The organism is Butyrivibrio sp. CB08, assembly GCF_003625485.1.
In the GTDB taxonomy this organism is placed as follows: domain Bacteria; phylum Bacillota; class Clostridia; order Lachnospirales; family Lachnospiraceae; genus Butyrivibrio.
Window position 1 is genome coordinate 54,662 of record NZ_RAIR01000001.1, and the last position, 18,594, is coordinate 73,255.

Sequence of the window (18,594 nt, forward strand, 5' to 3'; positions counted from 1 at the left end):
GGGAGAAATGAAAAAAACGATAATAGCTAGAAACATTATGCCCTTCGCGGGATTCATCTTTATTGTAGTTTTGTTTGCAGTGCTGACCGGGGGACAGCTCTTTACCGCAGGAAACTTAAAGCTTCTGTTGTCACAGTCCTACGTTTTGCTGATAGCCTGTGTTGGCGTGTTCATGGTAATGACCATGGGAGGCCTGGACTTTTCACAGGGATCCATGCTTGGTGTGTGCTCTGTAGTTATCTGCTTTTTATCTAACTACAACATGCTTCTTGCCATCATCTGCGGAGTGCTGACAGGCGGTCTTATTGGAATAGTAAACGGATTCTTTAATGTTAAGCGCAAGATCACATCCTTTATCGTTACTATCTGTAACATGTATCTGCTTCGTGGAATGGTTGCCTACGCTACCACAAAAAGCCCTGTTTACGGCGTTTCCAATATCACCAACTACAACACCATGGGCTTTAACCTGACATTCACACTGATAATCCTGGTGGTTGCCTTTGTGGTATTTCAGTACACCGGCCTTGGAAACAGACTTAAAGCGATAGGCGCCGGCGAGACTGCAGCAAGGTTTGCGGGAGTAAGAGTTGAGAAGACCAAGATGCTGGTCTATATGGCAGCAGGCATGATAACTGGTCTTGCAGCCTTCATCAACAGTATCAAGGTTGGATCAGTTACTTCAACAGCTGGCAATCAGCTCGAGACACAGATCATGATCGCACTGGTTCTTGGCGGAATGCCTGTAAATGGCGGAGCCAAGGTTAAGTTCTTTAATATCGTACTTGGAGCACTTACTTATAAGATCCTCACAGCAGGACTTGTAATGCTGGGAATAGAGCCAAAGACCCAGCAGCTCATCATGGGTATCGTATTCCTTGTGATGGTTGCTGTGTTTGCGGACAGGGAGACAGGTATGATCGTAAAATAAACCCGCTTTGGGGCCCTCTGGGTGGAAGCAGAGGGCCAGGTGAAAAAGAGGTCCTCCCGGCCTCTTTTTTTCTTGATTTTATTGCTTTACTGTGATAACGTATTAAAAACACACATTATAATATATAAATGAGCGGAGGAAAGTATGGGAACACAGATTATTTTGGGCATAGTTATTGTTTTGTACCTTGCCATGATGATCCTCATCGGAGTTATCTTTTCCAAAGGCAACGACGATGCAGGTGATTTCTATCTTGGCGGAAGAAAGCTGGGACCACTTGTTGCAGCCATGAGTGCTGAGGCATCTGATATGAGTAGCTGGCTGCTCCTTGGTATTCCAGGTGTCGCTTACCTTTCAGGTCTTGCTGATGCTACATGGACTATCATTGGTCTTGCCATCGGAACATATCTCAACTGGCTGTTTGTTGCAGCCAAGCTTCGTAAGAGCACAGAGAAGCTTGGAGCTATCACAATTCCAGAGTATTTCGCAAAAAGATATGGGGATGATAAAAAGGTAATTACCCTTATTTCTGCGATCATCATAGTTATCTTCTTTATTCCATATGTTGCATCAGGTTTTGCTGCCTGCGGTAAACTCTTTAACACACTGTTTGGTGTTGATTACCTCTTTGCAATGATCGTAAGTGCCATCATCATAGCTTTATACTGCTCCCTTGGCGGATTTAAGGCTGTGTGTATGACAGACCTTGTTCAGAGTATTGCAATGACTATATCTCTTGTTGTAGTTATCTTCTTTGGAATCTCTCAGGCAGGCGGATGGGACGCTGTAGTAGCAAATGCCAAGTCACTTCCAGGATACTTCAGTATCACACAGATCCATGACCCTGTAGCTAAGGCAGCTAATCCTTACGGACTTCTTACAATCTGTTCTACTATGGCATGGGGACTTGGCTATTTTGGAATGCCTCACATCCTGGTTCGTTTCATGGCCATCGAGGATGAGAATAAGATCAAGATATCAAGAAGAGTAGCAAGCGTATGGGTTGTTATCGCCATGTTTGTAGCTCTTGCCATCGGTGTTATCGGACTTGCAATGACAGCAGTTGGCAAGGTTCCTGTTCTTGAGGGATCAGGTAATGCAGAGAGAGTTATCATCTACATCACAAACCTTATGAGCACCTACGGAATCATTCCTGCCATCATCGCCGGCGTTATCCTGTCTGGTATCCTTGCAGCAACAATGTCCACAGCAGATTCACAGCTTCTTGCATCAGCATCAGCTATTTCATCAGACCTGATCCAGGCTGTAGGTAAAAAGAAACTTGACGATGAGACACAGGTTAAGGTAGCCAAGATCACTGTTATTCTCATTTCAATACTTGCTATCTTTATCGCAAGAGATCCTGATTCATCTGTATTCCAGATCGTATCCTTTGCATGGGCTGGATTTGGTGCAGCTTTCGGACCTGTAGTTCTTCTTTCACTGTTCTGGAAGAAGTCAAACCTCTACGGCGCACTTACAGGAATGATCTTTGGCGGAGCATTCGTATTCATCTGGAAGTATGGAATTGCCAAGCTTGGTGGCGCATTTGCAATTTACGAGCTTCTTCCTGCATTCCTTATCGCACTGGTAGTGAATGTAGTAGTAAGCCTTGTAACAGCTAAAAAGAACTAAAAACTACACAAATCTCTTCATAAAAAGAAAGCCCACAGCCTTTATCAGGTTGTGGGTTTTTCTTTGAGCTTTTTCTTGTTATCGTACATCTCTTTATCCGCCCGCTTAAATACGGAGCAGGCAGGTTCATTTCCGTCATATTTTGCCATTCCGCAGGCTATTACGATTCCGTGCTCTTTCTGGGCCTGGCTGTTATGTTCATGCATCTTTTCCATGAGCTCATCCAGTGCGAAATAATCTTCACCCTGAACTATTACTGCAAACTCATCGCCGCCTATGCGGAAAACAGGACTTCGTTTAAAGGTGTCGCAGATGATCTTGCAGGCATCGCAGATGTATTTATCACCAGCCTGATGACCTTTAGTGTCGTTGATGATCTTAAGGTCATTGACATCCAGGATCACAATTCCGTAGGAGTTGATATGTCCCGCCTCTATCATCTCATCTATTCGCTGCTCGTGATCAAGATAGGAGTACTTGTTCTTTACGCCGGTAAGGCCGTCTACACTGGCCATGGTCTGGGCCTTTGCAAGGAGCTTAGCGTAAGCCTCCTCCTGCTTTACAAAGGAGTGAATGTCGTGGACGCCCACAATGAGTTTGTCTCCATCTTCCTCCTCTACCATTGCGGCTTTGATCTGAACAAAGTGCGGTTCGTCATCTATTATGAGGCGGTAGGTCATGGCAAAGAGACCTTCGTTTCTGATCTCTTCCAGGATATTATCTTTGGTGAATACTGCTAGGAAGCGGTCCAGGTCATCTCTGCTGATTATGTTCCTTATAAGCTCCCTTGAAACCTCAAAGAATTCCATTCCCTCAGGGGGAATATTAAACCTTTTAAAGACTTCAGTGGAACTGATCTCACGGTACATTCCGGTTTCAGGAACAACAACGTATACACAAAAGAAATTTCCCACCAGGGAGTTTATTCGCTTATAGGCTATGTGTTCCTGCTCTACACGCTGAGAGGCCTGCTGTTTTTCGTATTCGATGACTCTTTTGCGGTATTCTTCCTTTTCATTACCGATTACCAGGGAATGTAAAAGACATGTTCCCAGCATATATGCGATTGAGTAAAGTGGAAGATATGGGAGCCAGAGCTGTGATATGAGGAAAATCGCCATTATGAGACCAAACAGGGCTACTGCCAGGTATTTGCCGTTTGTTTCCTTCTCTTTTCCAATGTGACGTATGGCTCTGAAGGCATAGACAGAGATAATAAGAAGGACCAGGATCTGGATTACCAGAACAACATATCTGACTGGAAGAGCCTGATATATGCCATTTGCGTCAATTACGAAAAGGACAGGAAGAAAGATATTGATGATTGAGATCAGGATGATGGTTGTGGCGATGGTGTGTCCTATGGAGATGAGAACCTGACCAAAGGAGTTCCTGTCGTCCATGTATACGATTACATAGTGGGACCAGAAAATGATTCCCACAGCCATGGCAATGAAATAGATAGTGGTTACGGCAAACAGAAGGGGCGGATTATCAAGCTGATTGACGATTCCCCAGAGGGCGTCGATACAGTAATACCCCATTACAGACAATAGGAATTGCCTGTAGATCATCCAGGGACGGGTCTTGAAGGCGCCAGCCTTGTCGTATAGAATATCCTGATTTTCAATTAAAAGTACTAACAGTGCAAGTATACCGATTACAGAGTAGAACATATATTATTCTCCAATTAATAGAGATTTTTAGTCGTGATTACAATAATTATAACATGGGTTCGCTGGTGTGTTATTATTAAAAAAAGATGAATTAACGTCTTTTTTAGGAGAATTACATGATCACATATAAAGCTGAAGTGTTTGATAACGCAAAATACGCCCTGGGAGAGGGACCATACTACGATCCGCGCTATGGGAGATTGTCCTGGGTAGATATACTGGACAACTGTCTCTGGACCTTGTCTGCAGACGGGGAGAAAAGAAATTTCGACCTGGGCCAGCCTATTGGCGCAGCGATCCCAAGAAAGCACAGCGAAGGATTTTTGCTGGCTGCTGCTGATGGCCTGTATTCCTATGAAAACGGAAAGGCAAGACTTGCCAAGGACCTTCGAAAAGTCTACAAGCCTTACTGGAGATCAAACGATGCCAAGGCAGACCCCAGGGGCAGGATCTTTTTTGGAGCCTCAGTAAGGGATGACAAATATGAGGCAGAGGGTGCTTTATACAGCTACGACGCATCTCTTCGTATCGGAGATGTGGACAGCCTTGTGACCTGCATGCAGCCTGATACCAAGATAGCCAACGGAATGGCCTGGAGCGCAGATCAGAAGAAGTTCTATTTTTCAGATTCTTTGGAGCACGCAGTATTTGTCTACGACTACGACGTGGAGACTGGTAATATCTCTGACAGGAAGGTGCTTTTTACTGTGGAGAATGGTGTTCCTGACGGAATGTGCATAGACAGTGAGGATAATCTTTATCTGGCAGTATGGGGCGGAAGCCGTGTGGAAAAGAGAAGTGGACAGACGGGAGAGCTTCTGGCTGTGATCGAGACTATGGCTGAGCACACAACCTCCTGCTGTTTTGGCGGAGAGCAGATGAAGACTCTTTTCATAACATCCTCAGGAGATGGCCTAAATGGAGAGTTTGATGGCTGCATATTTAAATGTGAGCTGGACGTAAAAGGAGTTGCACCAGACTACGCAAAAATATAGTAAAATATAATGGTAAAGCGATAACTTTTTCGGAGAGGAGACTAGCCTATGGAAGCTGCTTATCAGAGCGCCGAGTATATTTTGAGATATTTTGTTGAGTTTTCAACACTGGTACTTGAGATGTTTGGCATTTGCATCCTGGTTTTTACTGCCGTTAAGAGCTTTATCTTTTGGATCAAGAAGGACGATTCCATCAGGCTTGAGCTTGCGCAGGGAATTGCTCTGGCTCTGGAATTTAAGCTGGGCGGAGAGGTTCTTAGGACCGTTGTGGTAAGAGACTGGGCTGAGCTAGGAATTCTTGGAGCTATCATAGCCCTCAGGGCAACTCTTACATTCCTTATCCACTGGGAGATCAAGAACGAGCAGAAGGCTCTCGAACCAAAACTCAAGGAATCCGAGGAGAATAAGTTATGAGCATAAATATTGAGACCATTAAGACCGGAAACGTGGAGATGGACTACTTCAGATTTGGAAAAGAGGGCGGAGCGCCTCTGTGTATCATTCCAGGTCTTAGCGTAAAGAGTGTTATGGAGTCTGCGGCAGCAGTGGCAGGGCTCTATAAGTCTTTTGTCGATGTGTTTGACATATATGTCTTTGATAAGAGAAAGAATCTTCCTGACGAGTATCCACTGGAAGAACTGGCTGATGATACAGCAGAAGTGATGAAGGCTCTTGGGCTTTCAAAGGTCAATCTCTTTGGAACATCCCAGGGAGGTATTGCAGTTCAGCTTATTGCCATAAGGCATCCTGAGCTTGTTAACAGCATTGTTCTTGCATCTACAACTCCAAGGGCTACAAAGGAGTCTGAAGCTGTTGTAAGGAAGTGGATAGACCTTGCAAAGATGGATACATGCAAGGAGCTGATGCTTGAGTTTGCAGACAGGGTGTACACCGCTGAATTTGTGAATAAGTACAGAGATGCATTTATCACATTGGCGGGTCTTGTGACAGAAGAGGAACTTAGAAGATTTAAGATACTGGCATCAAACCTCTTTGGATTTGACAATACAGATAAGATAGGTCAGATCAAGTGTCCCGCACTTGTCATCGGCGCAAGAGAGGACCAGGTGTTTAACTATACCCTCTCAGAAGAGCTTGCCAGGGGCATAGGGTGCGATGTATTTATCTACGATGGATACAACCACGCAGTATACGACGAAGCCCCGGATTACGTTGATAAGCTCCACGATTTCTATTTCGCACAGATTTGAATATGAAAAAAATAAACCCTCTGGATTATGTTCCAGAGGGTATTTTCATCTTTATAGGGTTCCGTCGTAGCCCTTTTCTTTGAACAACGTCATCATCTCGTTGGTGAGGCTGTAATTTATTGGCTGCAAAGCGATATCTTCGGGAGCCACCCACTCTGCGTACTTGAGCTCAGATTCGTCCATCTGTATCTCTTTTTCCCCATCAACATCACAAAAGAATCCTGCAAGGATGTCGCTTGCAATGCCCCAGGGCTGAGACTTGTAGTAGCGGACGTTCTTGACCTTAAGGCCAACTTCCTCCATAACTTCACGCTCGACGGTCTCTTCCAGGGTTTCACCTATCTCGGTAAAGCCTGCAACCAGAGCGTTGTGACCAAAACCTGTGCGGTACTTGGTCAGGATCAGGCGATTAGTATCCTTATCTGTAACGCCGATAATAACAGCCGGGTTGATCCTTGGGTATATGATGTTCCCGCACTTTGGGCAGATACGGGCCCGCTCTGTTTTATGGTATTCGTTTTTGCTTCCGCACTTTCCGCAGAAGTATGTGGCTGCGTACCATTCAGACAGCTGATATGCAGTGTAGGCAGCAAAGGCGTATCTCTTTGGCTCGTAGTAGTCGCTCCTGAATTCGAAGATGCCGTGGAAGGTGAAGTTCTCTGGAAGGCCCTGTTCTGCAGTGGGTTCGGGCTCTTCGCTGTCTGCTTTTGCCGGCAGTAAAAAGAACTTGTCGTCGCCGATACTGAACAGGTAGATGAGATCTGTTTTGGCGATGCCTTTAAAATCTGAAAGCTTTGGAAGTGTCAGAGTTTTGGCATCACGGTCGAGATTTATCAGAAGCTCTTTTCCCTTAAACACAAATAGCAGGCTCTCCGAGGTGGCTGTGGCCTCTGGTTCATAGTGATTGTTTAGTTTATATGGTGCGATATCCTGGATCATTTCTTTTTCCTTCCGGCGTTCTGTTTTCTAAACTGAAGTGGCGTCATGGCGAACTCTTTTTTGAAGCAGGCTGTCATGTTACCAGGGTATGAAAAGCCGCATTCCAGGGAGATGTCTGTAACTGACATATCCGTGGTAAGTAGCAGGTTCTGCACGTGCTTGAGCCTTGTGATGCACAGATATTCTGAGAACGGGCGGCCAAGCTGGGAAGTGAAGAGCCTTGAAAAATAGGACACGGAGTAACCGGATACTGATGCCACGTCCTCGATCTTGATGGGCTTTCTGTAGTTCTTTTCCATGTAGTAGACAGCTTCCATGATGGGCTCAGAAAGGGCCGCGGTGTGGACCACGGACTTCTCGGTATCGTCTATTCCCCTGTCGGAGATGAAGCTCAAAATGGTGTACAGAAGGTTCTTGTATTTGAAAAGAACTGCCGGATCCTCCGGAAGGCCTGTTGCTTCATGGGCGTCGTACATCTCAAGAAGGATCGCAGCAAGGTCAAATATCTTTTTCTCGTCCTCTTCTGAAAAGTGCTTGGGCGGGTGCTTGAAGATAGCTTCAAGGACCTTGGAGCCATAGGCATTTGTAAAGTCAGCAGCCATTTCCGGAGAGAACTTGATGAGGTAGCTCTCGTAGTAGTCGGTTGATGCAGGAATCGTCCTGTGGTAGAGAAATGGTGCCACAGTGTTGACGTAGCCCTTGTGGAGCACGTAGCTTATGGTGGGAGTTATGACCTTTCTGTCCCCGTGGATGATAAAGCCGATGGAGTAGTGGTCAGAGGCCACTTCCATGGAAGGCATCTCAAAATCTCCGGACAGCTTCCTGTGGGTGATTATGAAGTTTTTTCCCTGGGGCAGTGGAAGCGCCATGGGGTGCTCCTTTCAGATGATATGACAAAATAAAACTCTTCGATTAGTTTCCTATAATGACATCATATCATAATTTTGAAACAAAAATGTCTATATTAACATGAGATAATTATGAAATTTGGTACGAAAATAGTAATGGATTACGAAGGGAACATGAATGGCACAGGTTAAAGAAAAACGCAAAAAGATAGATATGACCAAGGGCAGCATCATCAGAAACGTGCTGCTGTTTGCGATACCCATCGTAATAGGTAATATCCTGCAGCAGATGTACACCACAGTTGATACGCTGGTGGTGAGCTACTACTGCGGAGATAAGGCTCTTGCAGCTGTTGGAACCAGTTCACAGCCTGTAGAGGTGCTTCTTTGTGTGTTTCTTGGAATAGGTACCGGAGTATCCATTCTGGTGTCCCAGAAGATCGGGGCCGGAGATGAGAAAAAGGTCGCAGAGCTGTCCGCTACTGCAACCTCATTTGTTTATCTTAGCGGCATACCAATTGCCATCATTGGTTTTATTGCTACGCCTTACATTTTGAAATTCATGGGCGTTCCAGCAGACGTCTGGAACAATGCCCTTATCTATACAAGAGTAGTCTTTATAGGAGCTCTTGGAAACATCGGCTATAATATGAACGCCGGAATTCTAAGGGGACTTGGCGACAGTGTTGCCTCCCTTTGGTTTTTAGTGGTCTCTTGCGTGACCAATATAATTCTGGACCTTTTGTTTGTTGCGGGACTTGGTATGGATGTGAGAGGGGCTGCAATAGCTACCAGCACATCCATGTTCCTGTCCTGGATCGTAAGTATCTTTTACATTCAAAAGAAATTTCCAGAGCTTAAGTTTACGATATTACCCAAAACACTTGATATGGGAGACATGAAGAGCATCCTTGCGCTGGGTCTTCCCATTGGTCTAAATAACTCACTGTTCTCATTTGGGCACATGGCAATGCAGACTCTTGTCAACGCCCAGGGTTATCAGTTCATGGCTGGAGCTTCAGTGGCAGGCAGGATCACAGGAATAACAAATGTTGCGATAACAGCTGTTTCTGCTGCAGCGTCCACATTCTCCGGTCAAAACTATGGTGCACGTAATTACGACAGATTAAGACAGGGCTATATCATGATCCCGGCTATCAACGGAATTGCGACCCTTGCTCTTGGCATGATATTTATCAGTTTCAGAATGCCCATCCTGAAGTTCTTTTCACAGGATGAAATGGTTCTCGTCTATGCCAGCAGATACGTGGTGGCTGTGCTGATATCCCAGTGGTGTTTTGCAGTGTTTAACTCTATTTCTAACATGGTCAATGGTGTTGGATTCGTCAGGTACACAACTGTCATCAATCTGATGATGCTGTGGGCCGTGAGGATCCCTTGCGCTTACCTTATAGACAGGTTCTTTGACGGAACCTATATTATGTTCTGCTTCCCGGTTTCCTTCGTTTTTGGAATGACCTGCATGATCGGGTACTATATCTTTTCCCCTGACTGGAAGAAGATCATTTCGAAGGGCCGTGGCCGTAGAGGCTCTGGTATTCCTTTGGGGACATTCCGTATTCCTTCCTAAAAGCTTTGAAAAAACTTGAATAATCCCTGAAGCCAAACCTCTCGTAGGCACCGGTGATGCTTTCGCCATTGGTAATAGCGTTTCGACACTCGTCGAGGCGCTTTTTTATTATATACTGGTGAAGGGAGATTCCAAGGGTGTCCTTGAAAAGGTGAGCAACGTAGTACTTGCTCACAAAGAACTGTCCTGCGATATCATCAAGAGACAGAACGTCCTCAAGGTTGTTCTCAACGTAGGAGAGGATGTTCTGGAAAAGAGACAGCTCATCCGTTCCGATCTCCTTGTGCTCCTCATCGTAGATGACGCGGTTGATGGTAAGGATTAGGTCGCAGAGGCACAGATGCCTTGCAGCTCCAGAACCGTAGCGCTCGCTGGAGATCTCCTCTAAGAGGCGCAAAAACCTTGACTCTACCTGGTGGAACTGGGCAGGAGGAAGGTGATAGATATACTTGTGGAACGCCTCGGCCTTCTGGATAAGGTACATGTAGTCTATGGATTCCTGGGTTAAGCTGTTACAGCAGTCCTTACTGATCCAGAACACGAACCGGCGGTAGCTCTTGCTGGGATCATCCATGATGGCGTGGTGCATGATACCTGGAGGTACCAGCATCAGGTCTCCCGGAGCCATCTTGTGCTTTTCGCGTTTTTCGCCACCAGAGAATATCTCCATGGTGATATCGCCCTCGATAAACAGGTAACACTCATAGTAATCGTGGGCGTGGGGGCTCAGGGTCTTGAAGTTCTTGTCTGAGTAATAGAAAACCTCAAAGTCCGATGAGACCATGTACTGTCTGGAATTGAAGGATGATCGTAGTTTATTTTTCATAAGTTGAATTCTACAACAATTTTTGCAATGTCTGCAACAATAAATTCTATTCAAATCTCTTTTCCCAAAACGTAAAGTGAATATAACAATAAACAGCACTAATTTCGGAGGTATTTATTTATGGAGATGACACTTCGCTGGTACGGAAAAGAGTTTGACACTGTTAAGCTTTGGCAGATCAGACAGATTCCAGGCGTTCACGGGGTTATTACAACACTTTACAACAAGCAGGCTGGCGAGCTCTGGGAGCAGAGCGAGATTCAGGCTCTTAAAAAGGACGTTGAGTCTGAAGGCCTTAAGATAGCAGGTATTGAGTCAGTTAACGTATCTGATGCCATCAAGGCTGCAACAGCAGAGCGCGATGAGCACATCGACAACTACATCAAGACTCTTGAGAATCTTGGTAAGGAAGACATCCACATGGTCTGCTACAACTTCATGCCTGTCTTCGACTGGACAAGATCAGAGCTTGCAAGAAAGAGAGAGGACGGCTCAACTGTCCTTGCTTACACACAGGAAGCCATCGATGCAATCGATCCTGAGAAGATGTTTGAGTCAATCTCCGGCGAGATGAACGGCACTGTAATGCCAGGCTGGGAGCCAGAGAGAATGGCCAAGGTAAAAGAGCTCTTCCAGATCTACAAGGATGTTGACGAAGACAAGCTCTTTGAGAACATCGTATATTTCCTGAAGGCTATCATGCCAGTATGTAACAAGTACGACATCAAGATGGCTATCCATCCAGACGATCCAGCATGGTCAGTATTCGGACTTCCAAGGATCATCAACAACGAAAAGAACATCCTAAAGCTCATGAAGGCAGTAGACGACGTACACAACGGCGTTACATTCTGCTCAGGTTCTTACGGAACAAGCCTTGAGAACGACCTTCCACACATGATCAGAGCTCTTGAGGGCAGGATCCACTTCGCTCACGTAAGAAACCTTAAGTTCATTTCTCCTACAAACTTCGAGGAGGCTGCTCATCTTTCAGCAGACGGCACCTTCGATATGTACGAGATTGTTAAGGCTCTTTATGAGACAGGCTTTGAGGGACCTATCCGTCCTGACCACGGCCGCATGATCTGGGGCGAGGTTGCTATGCCAGGCTACGGTCTCTACGACAGAGCCCTTGGCGCAACATACATCAACGGTCTTTGGGAAGCAATCGAGAAATCACATCAGAGAGGTGTTTAAATCATGAAACTTAATGCACAGAGTGTTTATAGCGATAATTCCTGGAAGGACAAGGGTTTCTATGTTCCTTCCTTTGACAGAGAAGCGATGATAAAAGAGACTGTGGCTAATCCTGAGTGGGTTCACTTCGGAGCAGGCAACATCTTCAGGGCTTTCCAGGCTAATCTGTCCCAGAAGATGATCGAGCAGGGACTTGATTCTAAGGGCCTTACAGTTGTTGAGGGATTTGACTACGAGATCATCGAAAAGATGTATCGTCCTCACGACAACCTTTCAATCCTGGTTACACTTAAGGCTGACGGATCAGTTGAGAAGTCAGTTATCTCAAGCATCGCTGAGTCCTGCATCCTTGATTCTGCAAGGCCAGATGAGTTTGGCAGGTTAAAAGAGATTTTTGAGGCCGACAGTCTTCAGCTTGCAACCTTCACTATCACAGAGAAGGGATACAGCCTTGTAAATGCAGCAGGAGAGACACTTCCAGCTGTTAAGGAAGATTTTGAGAATGGACCTGAGGCTCCAAAGAGCTACATTGGTAAGGTAGCAGCTCTTTTGTACGCAAGATACCTTGTTGGCGAAAAGAAGATCGCCATGGTAAGCACAGACAACTGCTCACACAACGGAGACAAGCTTTATGCAGCTGTTAGCTCTTTTGCCAAGGCATGGACAGAAAACGGCAAGGCAGAAAAAGGATTCCTCGCATATATTGAGGATGAGAACAAGGTAAGCTTCCCATGGTCAATGATCGACAAGATCACACCAAGACCAGACGATTCCGTTAATGAGATCCTTAAAAAGGACGGAGTTGAGGAGCTTGAGCCAGTTGTTACATCAATGAAGACATGGGTTGCTCCTTTCGTAAACGCAGAGGAGAGCGAGTACCTTGTTATCGAGGACAAGTTCCCTAACGGCAGACCAGCTCTTGAGAAGGTTGGCGTTATCTTCACAGAAAAGGAGACTGTTGATAAGGTTGAGCGCATGAAGGTCTGCACCTGCCTTAACCCTCTCCACACAGCCCTTGCAGTATATGGCTGCATCCTTGGATTTACCAAGATCTCAGACGAGATGAAGGATGAGAACCTTGTAAATCTCGTTAAGAAGATCGGTTATGATGAAGGACTTAAGGTTGTTACAGATCCTGGCGTAATTAAGCCCCAGGAGTTTATCGATACAGTTGTAAACGTTCGTATTCCTAACGTATTCATGCCAGATACACCACAGCGTATTGCAACTGACACTTCACAGAAGCTTGCAATCAGATTTGGCGAGACCATCAAAGCATACGAGGCCGCTTCCTCCCTGGATGTCAAAAACCTCAAGTATATCCCACTTGTTCATGCTGGATGGCTGCGCTATCTGATGGGCATAGATGACAAGGGCCAGAGCTTCGAGCCTAGCCCGGATCCACTTCTTGACAAGGCTAAGAGCTTTGTTTCTGGTATTAGTCTCGGTGAGACTGACAGCGCCAAGGTTAAGGAGGCAGTGCTTCCACTACTCAAAGACGCGTCCATCTTTGGGGTAGACCTTGAAGCTGTAGGCTTGTCTGAGCTTGTGATCTCCTACTTTATGGAGCTTATAGCCGGAGAAGGTGCGATCAGGAAAACACTCCAGAAATACTGCTGATTTCTGGTCAGGGATGTGAGCCTTTAGTAGGGTTCACATCCCTTTTTCTTGAAAATAAAACTCAGTGAATGTACAATTAGTAAATGTATTGAAAAAATGTATTTTAGGAGGAAACGGATATGAAAATTTGCGCTAATTGTGGAACTTCAGTTCCTGATGATGCTGCTTTTTGCAATAATTGCGGAAGCGCTATGACAGAAACTCCTGCAGCAGAGACTACTACAACTGCTTCAGCTGCTCCAAGTGGGGATACAAACGCAGCTAATGCAGGTGCACAGGGCCAGGCAGCAGGTCAGCCAGCAGGCCAGCCAGTTAATCAGGGCCAGCCAGCAGGTCAGCCAGTTAATCAGGGCCAGCCAGTAGGTCAGCAGCCAGGTGCTCAGCAGGCTCCAGTTGTTGCTCCAGTACCAGCAGCTAATTATCAGCAGCCTTATGGCCAGGCTCCTTATCAGCAGCCTCAGTACCAGCAGCCATACGTTGCTTTTGATCCTAAGGACCACACCAGTGAGTTCGATCCACAGGACATCGCTGACAACAAGCTCTTTGCAATCCTTCCTTACTTATTCTCCTGCATCGCAGGTATAATCGTAGGAATCTATGTTAAGGATTCTGAGTTTGTTAAGTTCCACATCAAGAACGCCATCAGACTCGACATCGCAGCAATCCTTCTTCTTGTTGTTGCTATCGTTCCTTTCATCGGATGGGTAGTAGCTATCGTTGGAGCAATGATCATTGTGGTGCTTGATATCATGGCCATTGTCTGGGTACTCCAGGGCAAGGCTAAGGAGATTCCTATTATCAGTTCTATTGGATTCTTGAAGTGATTCTTTTCGTTACTTGGTGATCCGGTGACTGATATGTGAATAGTGTATCTATTTGGGCTCGGCCATAAGGCCGGGCCTTTTTTACGTTTTTACGAAGCGAGGCTTGGGATTTTTTAGTCAAATTCTTATGACTTTCTTAAGATTTGCGGCAGAAATTATTAATATTGGGGCAGACTTATTTACACGTATATTTTGGTATGCTAATCTCTTTTGCGTTGGGAACAGTTATTACTAAATAATGATTTTATTATAGTAATTCAAACATCAGGCTCCTGTCGGAGCGATCGCCACAGCCCCCACACTGTCTAAAGGTGGGTGATGGTTTGCTTGGGCGATTTAATTTCAAACACTAAACATACAGGATTTGTCTTTTATATGGCGAACTGCGCTCTTTCTGCGCGATTCTTTTCCTTGCCCTGGTCGCAGCGCATTCTTTCACGCGTTCTGCGTGCCGCGCTTAATTCACTTACTGCTTTACAAGTCCTTGCAACGCAACTCTGCGTTCATACGCATTCTGCGCATTCTGCGCTGCGTAGTTTATATCCCAGGCCTGCCCTGCAGGCAACCCGCGACCTGGCAACGCGTCTTTGGTCCTGTATGTTTGGTGGATTGTCTTTATTCAAGGTCTTATCTAACTTCACACTTTTTTTTCGACTATCAATAATCACGTTGCCTTTTTGGACAAATTAGTACCAGATGACTCGGAAATGCTTTGTGATACTAACAAAATCAAGGGGTAACGCTTGATATTTTAAATGGGTTAGTATCAGCCACTCCAGTAAGGTCATTTGATATTAACTTAAAGATAGAAGCTTCTTTAAGAAATGGCTTTTGTTGATTTTGAGTTAGTACCAATTCCAAAGAGAACTCATTTTGATACTAAATAGGCCCTAAAATTTTATTTTGAAGCTGAAAATGTTAGTACCAGACGAAAAGTGATTACCTTCTGATACTAACGCTGGAAAATAGACTGTGAAAAATGAACTGTATGGATTGGTAAGCGCAAAATACGAATCTGAAATATTAGAAATAATAAGAATTTATGACAACAAGCTCAGAAAAGAGGATACATGAACAATTACGTTAGTGAAATGATCAGAAGAAAACAGGAATTGGAGACGGCTATTTCCCGTGCAGAACAATTTATGAAGAAAGCGCCTGCTGGCAAAATAAGAACGATCACGTTAAAAGGACAGGCTTACTTCTACCGTGTGACAAAAGAGACCGACCACCAGGGCAAGTATATCCCCAAGACCCACAATGACATGATAACCAGGCTTATTCAGAAAGAATACACTAAAATCTTCCTTAAAGAGGCAACAAGAGAGCTAAGCCAGATCGCTACATTCCTTAACCGTCACGCCTCCATTCCGCCTGAATACGCCAGGAATAAGCTTCACAAAAACAAGGCCGACTTCGTTAAACCCTACCTTTTAACAGATGAGGAAGTTGGTAAACTCTGGGAAAAAGAGCCTTATAAGATAAGCGACTACAAGGTAGAAGAGAGGGTATATCCAACATTAAAGGGTGATAAAGTAAGATCAAAATCTGAGGCTCTTATTGCTGACATGTACTATGAAATGGGAATTCCTTACAGGTATGAATGTGCGCTGCTCCTCTCAAACGGTAAGACCAAGTATCCGGATTTCACAGTTCTTGATACAAAAAGAAGAAAGATCATTTATCACGAGCACATGGGCCGCCTTGACGAAGATCGCTATAGAAAAGAGAACCTGATTAAACTTAGTGATTACCGCAAAAGTGGCATCTATACAGGCAAGAACCTGATATTGACCTTTGAGGGAGCGGGGAGCCCCTTCAACATAAATGACATTAAAAAGAGTACAACCGAGATGTTTCTCTAGATAATATGTTGATACAATAGCCCAAAGCAGGGATAATGGAATGCGGAGGACTATACATCATGGGATACAACAAGTCTTTGGACTTTCTAAATATGATACGAAACGGCGCAGAGCCAACTAAAAATAACGAAGCGCATAAAACTCAGGCGCAGAGCACTACCACTAAGTCGGAACCAGAAAAACCACAACCACGCCCCACCGCACCCGGCAATACTGCTCACCACGACGCCGCAACAACCAACCTCTTCGCCGTTATCGACACTGAAACAAACTGGAATGATCAGGTCATGTCCCTGGGAGTTGCAATAGCAGACCAGAACACCCTCAAGTGCCTGGACACAAGATACTACATCTTTGAGCAGGAAGCCCGTGTCGGTGGCATGTACTCAAACGTCATGCATAGCTGCGACGTTAAACCAATCATGGCAACCCGACAGCAGGCCATGCAGGACCTGGCCAGCTACCTGGCAGACCAGAGCATTACTGACATCTACGCCTATAACGCCAAGTTCGACTATTCGCACCTGCCAGAACTAAAAGCCTACAATTGGTTTGATATCATGCGCATCGCCGCTTACCGCCAGTTCAACAAGGCAATTCCTGACTCCGCAGCCTGCTGCAAGACGGGACGCCTTAAATCCAACTATGGCGTTGAACCCATAACCCGCATGCTGACTGGCTCTTCCAGATACTTTGAAGTCCATAACGCAGTGGCGGATGCTGTTGATGAGCTAAGGATCATTGAACTCCTTGACCTCCCGCTGGACACCTACGAAATCGCAAAAATAAATAACTAAACCCTCTGAATTGTGCACAGAGCTGTTTACACCACAGCTGTCAGATTGTATATTATATCCGTACAGTTATTAGGAAGGTTTTTGAAGTAATATGTGGAATTTTTTAAAAGGCTTCTGGAAAACAGAACGCCCAATATTTAGTCTCTTTAAACTTGGCTGGAAGGTCTGGATCATCATCATGATCGTTGGAGTGCTTTTCTCCATGGGGCTGGTTGGCTACATTGCCTTGTTTTTCCTGGCAAGTCATCTTTTCAACAAGTATGAAGACAAGCTCAAGAATGGAAAAGAGATGGGTACCGTCCCTTACTGGGGAAGGATATTCGGACTTAAACAGACCATCAGGCTTCTTTCAGCTGACAAGTTTAAACCATATGTAATGAAGGATGGCACTACCTGCCAAAAAGTACAGGTCTCAGAGAGTGGCAGATGGTTCTATGTTAACGGCAGATATTATCCAACCAATCTGGTCCATAGATTTGAACATGCCAACAGCAAACTTATCATGATAAACGGTGATTCCATCAAGAACCAGATGTGGCTTGATGATCCGGTAGTACGTAAGGCGCTGGACGAGATCCTTTATTCTAAAAAGGCATTTTACAACTACGAGCGAAGAAACTCTGCTATAGCAGACATTCAGGAAGCATTTAAGAATGTCTACAAGGGCAAGCTTCCAGAAATGTCAAAGGCTGACTGGGACGAGCTCAGATATCGCTGGGAGCAGGAACTTGCTGATATCGAGGCTGGCAAGACTGAGCGCAGTAACTTCAATCAGCGCATGAGAGAACTTGAGACCGACAAGGGAGCTAAGAAGGAACTGTTTGGCAGAGTCCTTCTGGACCAGGAGATCAACATTATCAGCAAGGCCATTAAAGATGGTAGGATAAAAGAGATAGATGGCTGGTTTGACATATCTCTTTTCCGAAACGATATCTGCGTAATAAATGGTGTCAAGCTGGCGAAGTGCCTTGGGTATCCAGAAAATGCCAGTGCGCTGGAGTTTCTTTTCCAGTGTATAAAGGATATACAGAAGCCATACTTTGAAGAGGCAATCAACACACTGGAGCAGTTTCCTGAGGAGGACGTCATTCCGCTTATCGAGAAGTATGTGACTATCGCCCATGAAGAAGGCGATGTGCTCTTTGGCGCAGGGCTTTTGTATCTTAGTAAGCGCATAGGTTATGAGATCAGTTTGAAAAGAGATTCATCCGGAGATATCAAGTTAGAGGAGTCCGAGAGCGAGTTTGAGAAAATGGTGCTTGCACAGGGGAAGATGTGACAGGCAAGGCAGGAGGCAGAATGGAAGCTATTTTAACTTTATTGTTCTACGGCGCAGTTGTTTTTTCCATCGTCAGGGCTATCAGGAAGAAAAAGGGATTGCCCACCAAGGATTTTAAGACCATGATTCCCATGGGAAAAGAGTCTGGCGCGATGCCCCATGCTCACCAAAAGCCCGGGAAATATGATACTTACAATAAAAAGACCAAGTTCCACAGCAAGGAATCTGGCTCCATGCCTCATGAGCACAAAAATGAGAAGTACAGATCTATGGCGGACGCATCAAACCTGCCAAAGGGATATATTCTGTTAAATGGAGAGCCAGTCAGGGTTGCTGATCTTGAGGGCAAATAATTTTGGA

General features: G+C 45.2%; 17 protein-coding genes. 13 read left to right on the top strand and 4 right to left on the bottom strand.

What is annotated here, in order from left to right:
• The first annotated feature begins 7 nt into the window (after window positions 1-7).
• Both D6855_RS00335 and D6855_RS00340 read left to right on the top strand, forming a co-directional pair.
• Window positions 8-931 carry an ABC transporter permease gene (locus D6855_RS00335; protein ID WP_120736875.1) on the top strand — a complete coding sequence of 308 codons (924 nt, stop codon included), beginning with the start codon at window positions 8-10 and terminating at the stop codon, window positions 929-931.
• 144 nt (window positions 932-1,075) lie between these two features.
• The gene (locus tag D6855_RS00340; RefSeq protein ID WP_120736877.1) at window positions 1,076-2,566 is read left to right on the top strand and encodes a sodium/proline symporter; all 1,491 of its coding nucleotides are present in this window, start codon (window positions 1,076-1,078) and stop codon (window positions 2,564-2,566) included.
• Between the two features lie 44 nt (window positions 2,567-2,610).
• Here the strand turns inward: D6855_RS00340 and D6855_RS00345 are convergent, their stop codons facing one another.
• Window positions 2,611-4,242 carry a GGDEF domain-containing protein gene (locus D6855_RS00345; protein ID WP_120736879.1) on the bottom strand — a complete coding sequence of 544 codons (1,632 nt, stop codon included), beginning with the start codon at window positions 4,240-4,242 and terminating at the stop codon, window positions 2,611-2,613.
• A gap of 116 nt (window positions 4,243-4,358) precedes the next feature.
• Here D6855_RS00345 and D6855_RS00350 point away from each other — a divergent pair, with 116 nt between their 5' ends.
• Genes D6855_RS00350 through D6855_RS00360 form a run of 3 tightly spaced genes read left to right on the top strand, consistent with a single transcriptional unit; the run spans window position 4,359 to window position 6,448 of the window.
• Window positions 4,359-5,237: an SMP-30/gluconolactonase/LRE family protein gene (locus D6855_RS00350; protein ID WP_120736881.1), complete on the top strand. Its 879-nt coding sequence runs from the start codon at window positions 4,359-4,361 to the stop codon at window positions 5,235-5,237.
• Between the two features lie 48 nt (window positions 5,238-5,285).
• Window positions 5,286-5,651, top strand: a complete 366-nt coding sequence (locus D6855_RS00355; protein WP_120736883.1) for a DUF1622 domain-containing protein — start codon at window positions 5,286-5,288, stop codon at window positions 5,649-5,651.
• Window positions 5,648-6,448, top strand: a complete 801-nt coding sequence (locus tag D6855_RS00360) for an alpha/beta fold hydrolase (protein ID WP_120736885.1) — start codon at window positions 5,648-5,650, stop codon at window positions 6,446-6,448. The genes D6855_RS00355 and D6855_RS00360 overlap by 4 nt, the downstream gene beginning before the upstream one ends.
• 51 nt (window positions 6,449-6,499) lie before the next feature.
• On the opposite strand, the gene nudC is transcribed toward D6855_RS00360, so the two are convergent.
• Both nudC and D6855_RS00370 read right to left on the bottom strand, forming a co-directional pair.
• Window positions 6,500-7,387, bottom strand: a complete 888-nt coding sequence (gene nudC / locus D6855_RS00365; RefSeq protein ID WP_120736887.1) for an NAD(+) diphosphatase — start codon at window positions 7,385-7,387, stop codon at window positions 6,500-6,502.
• On the bottom strand, window positions 7,384-8,256 hold the full coding sequence (locus tag D6855_RS00370; RefSeq protein WP_120736889.1) for a helix-turn-helix transcriptional regulator: 873 nt from the start codon (window positions 8,254-8,256) through the stop codon (window positions 7,384-7,386). The genes nudC and D6855_RS00370 overlap by 4 nt, the downstream gene beginning before the upstream one ends.
• Before the next feature lie 157 nt (window positions 8,257-8,413).
• Between D6855_RS00370 and D6855_RS00375 the strand changes: the two genes are divergently transcribed.
• Entirely contained in the window at window positions 8,414-9,826 is a 1,413-nt protein-coding gene (locus tag D6855_RS00375; RefSeq protein WP_120736892.1) for an MATE family efflux transporter, read from the top strand.
• On the opposite strand, the gene D6855_RS00380 is transcribed toward D6855_RS00375, so the two are convergent.
• Window positions 9,759-10,652, bottom strand: a complete 894-nt coding sequence (locus D6855_RS00380; RefSeq protein WP_120736893.1) for an AraC family transcriptional regulator — start codon at window positions 10,650-10,652, stop codon at window positions 9,759-9,761. The two genes, D6855_RS00375 and D6855_RS00380, sit on opposite strands and share 68 nt — an antisense overlap.
• Before the next feature lie 120 nt (window positions 10,653-10,772).
• Between D6855_RS00380 and uxuA the strand changes: the two genes are divergently transcribed.
• The 7 genes from uxuA (at window position 10,773) to D6855_RS00415 (ending at window position 18,587) form a co-directional block, all read left to right on the top strand.
• Window positions 10,773-11,849: a mannonate dehydratase gene (uxuA, locus tag D6855_RS00385; RefSeq protein ID WP_120736895.1), complete on the top strand. Its 1,077-nt coding sequence runs from the start codon at window positions 10,773-10,775 to the stop codon at window positions 11,847-11,849.
• A 3-nt stretch (window positions 11,850-11,852) separates the two neighbouring features.
• The gene (locus D6855_RS00390) at window positions 11,853-13,469 is read left to right on the top strand and encodes a mannitol dehydrogenase family protein (RefSeq protein ID WP_120736897.1); all 1,617 of its coding nucleotides are present in this window, start codon (window positions 11,853-11,855) and stop codon (window positions 13,467-13,469) included.
• 119 nt (window positions 13,470-13,588) lie between these two features.
• Window positions 13,589-14,293: a zinc-ribbon domain-containing protein gene (locus tag D6855_RS00395; RefSeq protein WP_120736899.1), complete on the top strand. Its 705-nt coding sequence runs from the start codon at window positions 13,589-13,591 to the stop codon at window positions 14,291-14,293.
• A 1,070-nt stretch (window positions 14,294-15,363) separates the two neighbouring features.
• Window positions 15,364-16,158: a hypothetical protein gene (locus D6855_RS00400; RefSeq protein ID WP_120736902.1), complete on the top strand. Its 795-nt coding sequence runs from the start codon at window positions 15,364-15,366 to the stop codon at window positions 16,156-16,158.
• A 35-nt stretch (window positions 16,159-16,193) separates the two neighbouring features.
• Window positions 16,194-16,955, top strand: coding sequence for a hypothetical protein (locus D6855_RS00405; RefSeq protein WP_243111747.1), 762 nt, complete (start codon window positions 16,194-16,196; stop codon window positions 16,953-16,955).
• 91 nt (window positions 16,956-17,046) lie between these two features.
• Entirely contained in the window at window positions 17,047-18,234 is a 1,188-nt protein-coding gene (locus D6855_RS00410; protein WP_120736903.1) for a hypothetical protein, read from the top strand.
• Window positions 18,235-18,254: 20 nt separating this feature from the next.
• Window positions 18,255-18,587, top strand: a complete 333-nt coding sequence (locus tag D6855_RS00415; protein ID WP_147368108.1) for a hypothetical protein — start codon at window positions 18,255-18,257, stop codon at window positions 18,585-18,587.
• Window positions 18,588-18,594 lie beyond the last annotated feature (7 nt).